Raw genomic sequence first — 9,902 nt, 5'->3', positions numbered from 1 at the left:
CCGCGCACAGAGCCGCATCCGACCCGCACCCGTCGTCCCTGGTCCCGGCGTCCGACCTCAGGGGCGCGAGGAACCGCGCACAGAGCCGCATCCGACCCGCACCCGTCGTCCCTGGTCCCGGCGTCCGACCTCAGGGGCGCGAGGAACCGCGCACAGAGCCGCATCCGATCCCCACCCGACGTCCCGCGTCCCGGCGTCCGACCTCAGGGGCGCGAGGAACCGCGCACAGAGCCGCATCCGACCCCCACCCGACGTCCCGCGTCCCGGCGTCCGACCTCAGGGGCGCGAGGAACCGCGCACAGAGCCAGAACCAACCCGCACCGGAAACCCGCCAACCGTCGGAGACGCTACGCCGCCTTGGCCTTGGTCGCGTACATGTCCACGTACTCCTGCCCCGACAGCCGCATGACCTCCGTCATCACGGAGTCGGTCACCGCCCGCAGCACGTACCGGTCCCGGTCCATCCCCTCGTACCGGGAGAACTCCATGGGCTCGCCGAAGCGGACGGTCACCCGCGCGGGCCGCGGCATCCCCGCACCGCCCGGCTGGATCTTGTCCGTGCCGATCATGGCGAACGGCACCACCGGCGCGCCCGTCATCAGGGTGAGCCGGGCGATGCCGGTACGGCCCCGGTACAGCCGCCCGTCGGGCGACCGCGTGCCCTCGGGGTAGATGCCGAAGACCTTGCCCTCCTCGAGGATCCGACGCCCGGTCATCAGCGCGGCGACACCGCCCTTGCCGCCGTCGCGGTCGACCGGGATCATGCCGACGCCGGTGAAGAACCAGGCCATCAGCCGGCCCTTGAGCCCCTTGCCGGTGACGTACTCGTCCTTGCCGATGAAGAAGACCTGCCGGTCGCAGACCAGCGGCAGGATCATCGAGTCGATGAACGTGAGGTGGTTGCCGGCCAGGATGACCGGACCGTCGCCGGGGATGCGCTCCGCGCCCTCCACCCGTGGGCGGAACATCAGGCGCATGATCGGTCCGAGCACTGCCTTGATGAGCGCGAAGCGGGACAACGGGCCCTCCGGAGTCAAGGGATGCGGTACGAGTCTGTGCAGGTGAGGACGATACTCGCGGTCACGGCCGTCGCGCACATCGGGCGCGGCCGGTTCACCCAGGTCTTACGCAGTGTTGACCCGTCCTCACCTGCGGTCGGGCCGCGTTGCGCCGCCGTAATCCCGCCGGAACGGTGTGACGGAGGTCGCGCGTCCGGCGGAGCGCGGCCCGCGCCCACGCCGGCCGTCGCCCCCGGCCGGCCACCCGTTCGCGCGCCGAGATGAGGCCGACGAGCCGTCAGACAGGTGTTCCCGTACGACCATCCCCTGTCACCCGCGCGTTCCGCCCGGGGTCTCCCTCCGGTCACCGACGCACACCTACGATCGGCCGGCATCAACGGCGAGGGGCCGAAAACAGGAGGCGCTCATGACAACGCAGGGGTCGGACAAGCAGACGGGCGGGACCGGGCGGAGGGCGCTGCTCGGTGCGGCGGTGCTCGGCGCGGGCGGGGCGGTCCTGTCCCTGTCCGGCACGGCGCGGGCCGCCGAGCCGGCCGGACGCGGCACCGGCGGCCTCCGTAGCCTGCCCGTGCCGACGATCATCGGCCACCGCGGCGCCAGCGGCTACCGCCCGGAGCACACCTTCGGCTCCTACCAGCTCGCCCTCGACCTCGGCGCCGACATCGTCGAGGCCGGCGACCTGGTGCCCACCAAGGACGGCCACCTGGTCTGCCGTCACGAGCCGGAGATCGGCGGCACGACCGACGTCGCGGACCACCCCGAGTTCGCCGGCCGCAGGACCACCAAGGTCATCGACGGCGTCTCCACGACCGGCTGGTTCACCGAGGACTTCACGCTCGCCGAGCTGAAGACCCTCCGCGCGGTCGAGCGCATCCCCGCCAACCGGCCGCACAACACCCTCTACAACGGCCGCTGGGAGATCCCCACGTTCGAAGAGGTCCTGAAGTGGCAGGACGAGCAGACCCGCAAGCGCGGCAAGCAGGTCTGGATCTACCCGGAGACCAAGCACCCCACCTACTTCCGCAAGCTGGGCCTCGGCCTGGAGGAGCGGGTCGCCAAGCTGCTGCACAAGTACGGCAAGGACAAGCGGAACTCGCCGGTCATCCTGCAGTCCTTCGAGCCGACCAGCATCCAGCGCCTGAACACGCTGGTCGACAACCCCCTGGTCGTCCTGCTCTCCTCGGCGGGCAGCCGCCCCTGGGACTTCGTCGAGGCGGGCGACCCGCGCACCGTCGCCGACCTGATCACGCCGAAGGGCCTGCGCGAGATCGCCGGTTACGCACAGGGCATCGGCCCCACCCTCGACCTGGTGATCCCGAAGGACGCGAGCGGCAACCTCACCACGCCCACCACCCTGGTCAAGGACGCCCACGCGGTCGGCCTGATCCTGCACCCCTACACCATGCGCAACGAGAACCCCTTCCTGCCCGCGGGCTTCCGCAAGGGCACGGACCCCGACGGCTACGGAGACGTCTTCGGCGCCTTCAGGACGTACTTCGCGACCGGCATCGACGGCGTCTTCACCGACAACGCCGACACCGGCCTGCTGGCCCGCCAGGACTTCGTCAACGGCTGACGCCCCGGCCCCGGATGGGGTGAGGAAACGGCCGCCCGGCAACCTGACGCCGGGCGGCCGCGTTCTGTGCCGTATGACGCCAGACTTGACCGCCGGGACACCCGACCCAGTGGCCGTGGCCCCCGGCCTGGTCGCCGCCCTGCGCCCGCTGCTCGCCGCCGAGGCGTCCGCGGAGGCCCCCGCCTGCGGCGCCGAGCCGGGCGACCTGGAACAGGCGGTCTGGTTGCGGCTCTTCGAACGCCTCCACGCCGAAGGACCCCCGAAGGACCCGCCCGGCTGGCTGCGCGCGGCCGTCCGCGGCGAGGCCCGCCGCACCCTCCGCACGGCCCGCAGCGAGCGGCCGTACGCCGAGGAACCGGTGGACGACCCCGGCCGCGATCCCGCGCAGGCCGCCCTCGCGGCCGCCCGCCGCCGGGCCCTGCGCGAAGCCGTCCGCCGCCTGCCGGGCCGCTGCCCCCGGCTGCTGGCGGCGCTGCTGTCCCCGACGGACCCGACCTACCGGGAGATCGCCGGGGAGTTGGGTATCTCACAGGGCAGCCTGGGGCCGGAACGTTCCAGATGTCTGGGATGTCTGCGACGTTTGCTCACAAGGGAGGTTGCGGCCCGTGAAGTGCGGGGATAGGAGTGAGGGACGACCGGCGATCAGGTGAGCGGGAGGCGTGCGCACATGGGCATGAGCGTGACCATCTCGGTGGCGACCGAGCAGGACGCGGAGCAGATCTTCAAGCTCCAGTACCTGTGCTTCCAGGGCGAGGCGGCCCTGTACGGCAACTACCGCATAGACCCGCTCGTCCAGAGCCTCGACTCGGTCCGCCAGGAAGTGGCCGCGGACTGCGTGTACGTGGCCCGGCTCGGCGACGAGGTGGTCGGCTCGGTGCGCGGACGCGTCCTGGAGGACGGCTCCGCCTCCATCGGCAGGCTCTGCGTCCACCCCCGCCTCCAGGGCCACGGCATCGGCGCGCGCCTGCTGCGGGCCGCGGAGTCGGCGCTCGCCGAGGAGCGCGGCGCGACGAGGTTCCGCCTGTCCACCGGCCACCGCAGCGAGGGCAACCTGCGCCTGTACCGCCGGGTCGGCTACGAGACCGTGGGCACGTCCCAGGGCGCGGACGGCGTCCCGATGATCGTCCTGGAGAAGCCGGCCGGGACGTACGCCGCTACGGCGTGACGGCGCGGCTGCGGCGCAGCCAGTACAGCGCGGACAGCGGCAGCAGTACCGGGATGAAGACGTACCCCATGCCGTAGTCCGACCAGACCGTCGCGTCCGGGAACGCCGACGGCTCGACCAGGGTCCAGGTGCCCACGATCAGCACACCCGCGAGTTCGGCGGCGCAGCACACCTGCGCCGCCCGGCGGGCCCGCTCGCCGCCGCGCACCAGGGAGTACGTGATGAACCCGTACACCACGCCGGCCATCGCCGACAGGGAGTAGGCGAGCGGCGCCCGGTCGAACTCGGTGGCGATCTGGTACGCCGAGCGCGACACCGCGCCGACCACCATCACGCCGTAGAACCAGACCAGCAGCATGCCGGGGCCGCTGATGAGCCGCTTCGGCTTGTCGTCCACGGTGGTCATCTCAGCCTCCCCAGATGTCGTACAGCCGCACCTCGAGAACGGCGAGGACGACGGCGCCCGCGGCCACCGTCACCGATCCCCACCGGGTGCGCTCCGCCAGCGACATGAAGCCCGCCGCCGGAACGCAGGCGAAGGCGCCGATCAGGTACGCCACGAAGATCGTCGTGCCCTGCTCCGGCTTCTCGCCCCGCGCCAACTGCACGACGCCGATCACCAGTTGCGCCACGGCCAGCAGCGACACCACGGCCATGCCGATGAAGTGCCAGTCCTTCGTCGGCTGGTCACGGTACGCGGCCCAGCCGCACCAGGCGGCGAGCGACAGCGCGGCGACGCCGGTCACGAGCGTCAGGGCATCAAGCATGCAGCGACCTTATTACGGCCGATAACTCCTGCTGCGGCCGCCCCCGCCGGGCTCCGGCCGGGCCGCGCCGCCGCCCCGGCCACCGTGGCGTCGACCACAACCCGCCAGGCGCTCGGAGTCGGCGCCGGGCCGCCACGCGGCACCTGTCGGCCACGTTCTCGCAGGTCACCGGCGGGGGAGTGGCGATCCCCGGCCGCGGCCGACGTGCGTCCACCGGTGTCCACCATGCGGACACCGGTGCTGTGTCAGGACCGTACGCATGTTTTACTGATCGCATGACCACGACGAGCTGCCGCATTCCTGCGACCGAGGCGACCATGACGCCCGGTGCTCGTTGTATGTGTCGAATGTGCGCCTGCTAGAAGGCCCCCGCAGCGCCCCGGCCGCGTCGGACGACCGACGCGGGACCGAGCCTCGACGCGCACATGCCGTTCTCCCCGGTTCTCTCGCCACCGCGAGAACCGTGTCGCGTCCCTGAACGAACGCACCCGTGCCCGGGCACACCCACGCCCGCGCACTCGACAGTGACGGAAAACCCCAGTGATCACCACATCGGGCCTGACCAAGGTCTACCGGTCCCACGGCTCACCCGGCCGTGAGGTCACCGCCCTCGACGGCGTCGACCTGCATGTGCGCGAGGGCGAGGTGTACGGCGTCATCGGCCAGTCCGGCGCCGGCAAGTCCTCGCTCATCCGCTGCGTCAACCTGCTGGAGCGGCCCACCGCCGGGACGGTGACCGTCGACGGACGGGACCTCACCGCCCTCGCCGGCCGCGGCCCGCGCGCCGGCCGGGAACTGCGGCGGGCGCGCAGCCGGATCGGCATGGTCTTCCAGCACTTCAACCTGCTGTCCTCGCGGACCGTCCAGGACAACGTCGAGCTGCCGCTGGAGATCCTCGGCAGGCCGGCCCGGGAACGCTCCCGCAAGGCGCTGGAACTGCTGGACCTGGTGGGCCTCGCCGACAAGGCGAAGTCCTACCCCGCCCAGCTCTCCGGCGGCCAGAAGCAGCGCGTCGGCATCGCCCGCGCCCTGGCCGGCGACCCCAAGGTGCTGCTCTCCGACGAGGCCACCAGCGCCCTCGACCCGGAGACCACCCGCTCGATCCTCCAGCTGCTGCGCGACCTCAACCGGCAGCTGGGCCTGACCGTCCTGCTCATCACGCACGAGATGGACGTGGTCAAGAGCGTCTGCGACTCGGCTGCGCTCATGGAGAAGGGGCGCATCGTCGAGTCCGGGACGGTCAGCGAACTGCTCGCGACGCCCGGCTCCCAGCTGGCCTCCGCGCTCTTCCCGGTGGGCGGCGAGGCGTCCGGGCCGGACCGCACCGTCCTCGACGTCACCTTCCCCGGCGAGGCCGCGACCCAGCCGGTCGTCTCCTTGCTCGCGCGCACCTACAACATCGACATATCGATCCTCGGCGCCGCCATCGACACCGTCGGTGGCCTGCAGGTCGGCCGCATGCGCATCGAACTGCCCGGCCGCTACGAGGACAACGTCGTGCCGATCGGCTTCCTGCGCGAACAGGGCCTGCACATCGACGTGCCGGCCGAAAGGACCACGCTGGTGAAGGAAGGTGCCGAGTGACCTGGGCCGAGATGCAGCCGCTGCTGTCGCAGGCGTGTTGGGACACCCTCTACATGGTCGGCTGGTCCACGATCGTCGCCGTCGTCGGCGGACTCCCGCTCGGCATCCTGCTCGTCCTGACGGACAAGGGCGGACTGCTGCAGAACGTGGTTGCCAACAAGGTCATCGGCCAGGTCGTCAACGTCACCCGCTCGATGCCGTTCATCATCCTGATGGTCGCGCTGATGGGCTTCACCCGGGCCGTCACCGGTACGACCATCGGCCGCGAGGCCGCCATCGTGCCGCTGGCCGTCGGCGCCATCCCGTTCTTCGCCCGCCTCGTCGAGACGGCCGTCCGCGAGGTGGACGGCGGGCTCGTGGAGGCCGTGCAGGCGATGGGCGGCAACACCTGGACCGTCGTGCGCAAGGTGCTCGTACCGGAGTCCCTGCCGTCCCTGATCTCCTCCACCACCACCACGGTCGTCGCCCTCATCGGCTACTCCGCCATGGCCGGCACGGTCGGCGCCGGCGGGCTCGGCGACATCGCCATCCGCTACGGCTACCAGCGCTTCGAGACCGGGCTGATGTGGATCACCGTCGCGATCCTCGCCGTCGTCATCTCGCTCATCCAGTTCGCCGGCGACTACGCGGCCCGCTCCCTGCACCGCCGGGGCGGCCGCTCGGGCCCCGCGCCGAAGCTCCGGCTGCTGAAGTCCCGGACCGCGGCGGGCGAGACCGCCTGAGAACCCCGGGCGCCCCGGTCACCCCCAAGAGCCATCAAGAACCCCCGTCCAACCCGACGGGACAGCTCCACCCAAAAGGAAAGGCACTTTTCGTGCGCAACACCGCCAAGATCACCACCGCCGTCCTCGCCGCCGGAGCCCTCACCTTCGGGATCACCGCCTGCGGCTCGGACAAGGACTCCGGTTCCTCCGACGGCAGCGGACCGCTGGTCGTCGCCGCGAGCCCCACCCCGCACGCCGAGATCCTCACCTACGTCAGGGACCACCTGGCGAAGAAGGCGGGCCTCGACCTGGAGGTCAAGGAGTTCACCGACTACGTCACGCCGAACACGGCGACCGAGGACGGCGACGTGGACGCCAACTACTTCCAGAACCAGCCCTACCTCGACGACTTCAACAAGAAGAACGGCACCCACATCGTGCCCGTCGTCACCGTGCACCTGGAGCCGCTCGGCCTGTACTCCCACAAGGTCAAGAGCGCCGACGCCCTCAAGAGCGGCGCGACCGTCGCCGTTCCCAACGACACGGTCAACGAGGCGCGGGCCCTGAAGCTGCTCGCCGCGGGCGGGCTGATCACCCTCAAGGACGGCGTGGGCAACGAGGCGACCCCCTCCGACATCACCGAGAACCCGAAGAACCTCAAGTTCAAGGAACTGGAGGCGGCCCAGACCCCGCGCTCCCTGGACGACGTCGACGCGGCGGTCGTCAACGGCAACTACGCCATCGAGGCCGGCCTCAAGCCGTCCAAGGACGCCCTCGTGCTGGAGTCCGCGAAGGACAACCCCTACGGCAACTTCCTCGCCGTCAAGAAGGGCAACGAGAACGACCCGCGCGTGAAGAAGCTCGCGAAGCTCCTCACCTCCCCCGAGGTCAAGAAGTTCATCGAGGACAAGTACGACGGCTCGGTCATCGCGTCCTTCTGAGCCGACGCGCGGACAACTCGCCCGCACCGACGGGGTTCACTCCATCGCCCGGAGTGAACCCCACGGTGCGGTTCAGTGCTTTCATGCTGCATGCTGGGCAGTTCGACAGGCCCTGACGCATCTCGAATCCATTCCGACGTCTACGGAGCGGCGCATGACTGGCACCTTCCCCAACATCTCCATCAGCACGGAGCGGTTGGTGCTGCGTCCCCTCGACGAGGACGACGTGCCCGCGCTGGCCGAGATGATGAACGACGAGCAGGTCGGCGCCTGGACCGACGTCCCCCAGCCCTACACCGAGGACATGGCCCGCGACTGGGTCACCGAGCGGGCGCGGGCCGCACGGGAGACGGGCCGCGGACTCGACCTCGCCGTCACCGAGTTCCTCACCCAGCGGCTGGTCGGCGTGATCCGGCTGGCGAAGACCAACTGGCACGTGCGCTCGACCGAGCTGTCGTACATCATCGCCCCCTGGGCCCGCGGCGAGGGCTACGCCTCGGAGGCCGCGCTCGCCACCGCCCAATGGCTGCTCGGCGACCAGAAGTTCGAGCGCATCGAGCTGCGCACGGCCGCCGACAACACCGCCTCCCAGCAGGTCGCCCAGAAGATCGGCTGCATCAGCGAGGGCGTCCTGCGCGGCGCCTGCATAGCGCGCGTCCGCGCGGAGGACGGCACCTGGAGCGACGTGCGCACCGACTACATCGTGTGGAGCCTGCTGCCCGAGGACCTCGACGGCGCCGGCGAACAACTGGCCGACACCGGCGGTTTCACCGCGTACCCCGACTGGAACTGAACTCAGGGGGCGGCCATGCCGTCGCCGGCCCCCGCGATCCACCGGATACCCTCACGGAGCCCGCCCCGGGCTGCCCGATCACGAGAGACCCCTGGAGACTGACGACGATGGCCGACCGCGTCACGGTGATCGGCTGGGACGGCTCGCCGCTGACCGCGGCGGCGCGCGCGGCCCTGGGCGCCGCCACCCTGGTGGCCGGTGCCGCGCACCACCTGGCGCTCCCCGAGGTGCCGCCCGCCGCCGAGCGCATCCGTCTCGGCAGCCTCGGCCTCGCCGCCCGCCGCATCGCCGCCCACCGCGGCACGGCGGTCGTGTTCGCCGACGGCGACCCCGGCTTCTTCGGCGTCGTACGGACCCTGCGCGCGCCCGAGTTCGGCTTGGAGGTCGAAGTCGTCCCCGCGGTCTCCTCCGTGGCCGCCGCTTTCGCCCGGGCCGGAATGCCCTGGGACGACGCGCAAGTTGTCGTGGCACACCGCCGCACTCTGCGACGCGCGGTGAATGTGTGCCGAGCTCACACCAAGGTCGCCGTCCTCACCTCGCCGGGCGCCGGCCCCGCCGAACTCGGACTCCTCCTCGACGGCGTCCACCGCACCTTCGTCATCTGCGAGGAACTCGGCACCGAACGCGAACAGGTCTCCGTCGTCACCTCCGACAAGGCGGCCGACCACACCTGGCGCGACCCGAACGTCGTCATCGTCATCGGCGGCCCGGTCCAGCCCGGTGCCCCCACGGAGGGCGGCTGGCTCGCCGGACGCGACCCCGGCGCCGGCCCGCGCGGCTGGACGCAGCCCGGCGAGACCTACGGCCCGCTCGGCGAGGGCGAGACGGACCTGCTGCGCGCGGCCCAGCTCGCCCGGCTCGGCCCGCGCGTCGGCGACCTGGTGTGGGACATCGGCTGCGGCAGCGGCGCCTTCGCCGCCGAGGCCGCGCGGGCCGGCGCGGCCGTCATCGCCGTCGACCGGGACGTGGCGGCGTGCGGCCGCACCGAGATCGCCGCCCGCCGCTTCGGCGTCCAGCCGCAGATCGTGCACGGCACCGCCCCGCACATCCTGGAGAGGCTTCCCGAGCCGGACGTCGTGCGCGTCGGCGGCGGGGGAGCGGCCGTGGTCTCCGCGGTCGCCGACCGCCGCCCGCAGCGCATCGTCACGCACGCGGCGACCCGCGACGCCGCCGAACTCGTCGGCCGCGACCTGACCGAGCACGGATACCAGGTCGAGTGCGCCCTCCTGCAGTCCGTGGAACTCGACACCCGGGCCTGGACGGAGACGGAGCGCAGCGTGGCGTTCCTGCTCAGCGGCGTGCTCCCCGATCGCGCCCCGTGATTCCGCTCTCGTCCCACTGATCCTGTTTTCC

General features: G+C 71.6%; 11 protein-coding genes. 8 read left to right on the top strand and 3 right to left on the bottom strand.

Going from position 1 to position 9,902, the window contains the following annotated elements; all coding sequences use genetic code 11:
• Window positions 1-347 precede the first annotated feature (347 nt).
• A complete protein-coding gene (locus AB0G63_RS29840; protein WP_360756430.1) occupies window positions 348-1,019 on the bottom strand; it encodes a lysophospholipid acyltransferase family protein in 672 nt (223 codons plus the stop codon).
• A gap of 406 nt (window positions 1,020-1,425) precedes the next feature.
• Here AB0G63_RS29840 and AB0G63_RS29835 point away from each other — a divergent pair, with 406 nt between their 5' ends.
• The 3 genes from AB0G63_RS29835 (at window position 1,426) to AB0G63_RS29825 (ending at window position 3,760) form a co-directional block, all read left to right on the top strand.
• Window positions 1,426-2,595: a glycerophosphodiester phosphodiesterase gene (locus AB0G63_RS29835; RefSeq protein WP_360756427.1), complete on the top strand. Its 1,170-nt coding sequence runs from the start codon at window positions 1,426-1,428 to the stop codon at window positions 2,593-2,595.
• A 115-nt stretch (window positions 2,596-2,710) separates the two neighbouring features.
• Window positions 2,711-3,217 carry a sigma-70 family RNA polymerase sigma factor gene (locus AB0G63_RS29830; protein WP_360756498.1) on the top strand — a complete coding sequence of 169 codons (507 nt, stop codon included), beginning with the start codon at window positions 2,711-2,713 and terminating at the stop codon, window positions 3,215-3,217.
• Window positions 3,218-3,262: 45 nt separating this feature from the next.
• A complete protein-coding gene (locus AB0G63_RS29825) occupies window positions 3,263-3,760 on the top strand; it encodes a GNAT family N-acetyltransferase (protein WP_360756425.1) in 498 nt (165 codons plus the stop codon).
• On the opposite strand, the gene AB0G63_RS29820 is transcribed toward AB0G63_RS29825, so the two are convergent.
• The gene (locus AB0G63_RS29820) at window positions 3,750-4,166 is read right to left on the bottom strand and encodes a hypothetical protein (protein WP_360756422.1); all 417 of its coding nucleotides are present in this window, start codon (window positions 4,164-4,166) and stop codon (window positions 3,750-3,752) included. The two genes, AB0G63_RS29825 and AB0G63_RS29820, sit on opposite strands and share 11 nt — an antisense overlap.
• A 1-nt stretch (window position 4,167) precedes the next feature.
• Entirely contained in the window at window positions 4,168-4,527 is a 360-nt protein-coding gene (locus AB0G63_RS29815; protein ID WP_360756420.1) for a hypothetical protein, read from the bottom strand.
• A 540-nt stretch (window positions 4,528-5,067) separates the two neighbouring features.
• Between AB0G63_RS29815 and AB0G63_RS29810 the strand changes: the two genes are divergently transcribed.
• The 5 genes from AB0G63_RS29810 to cbiE all read left to right on the top strand — a co-directional run bounded on the left by AB0G63_RS29810 (window position 5,068) and on the right by cbiE (window position 9,871).
• Entirely contained in the window at window positions 5,068-6,111 is a 1,044-nt protein-coding gene (locus AB0G63_RS29810; protein WP_360756418.1) for an ATP-binding cassette domain-containing protein, read from the top strand.
• Window positions 6,108-6,833 (top strand): methionine ABC transporter permease, encoded by a 726-nt coding sequence (locus AB0G63_RS29805; RefSeq protein ID WP_360756415.1) that lies wholly within the window; start codon window positions 6,108-6,110, stop codon window positions 6,831-6,833. Before AB0G63_RS29810 ends, AB0G63_RS29805 begins: the two co-directional genes overlap by 4 nt.
• A gap of 92 nt (window positions 6,834-6,925) precedes the next feature.
• Window positions 6,926-7,756: a MetQ/NlpA family ABC transporter substrate-binding protein gene (locus AB0G63_RS29800; RefSeq protein WP_360756413.1), complete on the top strand. Its 831-nt coding sequence runs from the start codon at window positions 6,926-6,928 to the stop codon at window positions 7,754-7,756.
• 154 nt (window positions 7,757-7,910) lie between these two features.
• Window positions 7,911-8,549, top strand: coding sequence for a GNAT family N-acetyltransferase (locus tag AB0G63_RS29795; RefSeq protein ID WP_360756411.1), 639 nt, complete (start codon window positions 7,911-7,913; stop codon window positions 8,547-8,549).
• A gap of 107 nt (window positions 8,550-8,656) precedes the next feature.
• Window positions 8,657-9,871, top strand: coding sequence for a precorrin-6y C5,15-methyltransferase (decarboxylating) subunit CbiE (cbiE, locus tag AB0G63_RS29790; protein WP_360756408.1), 1,215 nt, complete (start codon window positions 8,657-8,659; stop codon window positions 9,869-9,871).
• The last annotated feature ends 31 nt before the right edge of the window (window positions 9,872-9,902 follow it).

The sequence above is a fragment of the Streptomyces sp. NPDC020996 genome (assembly GCF_040641355.1).
In the GTDB taxonomy this organism is placed as follows: domain Bacteria; phylum Actinomycetota; class Actinomycetes; order Streptomycetales; family Streptomycetaceae; genus Streptomyces.
This window is presented reverse-complemented; position numbering and strand designations above follow the sequence as displayed.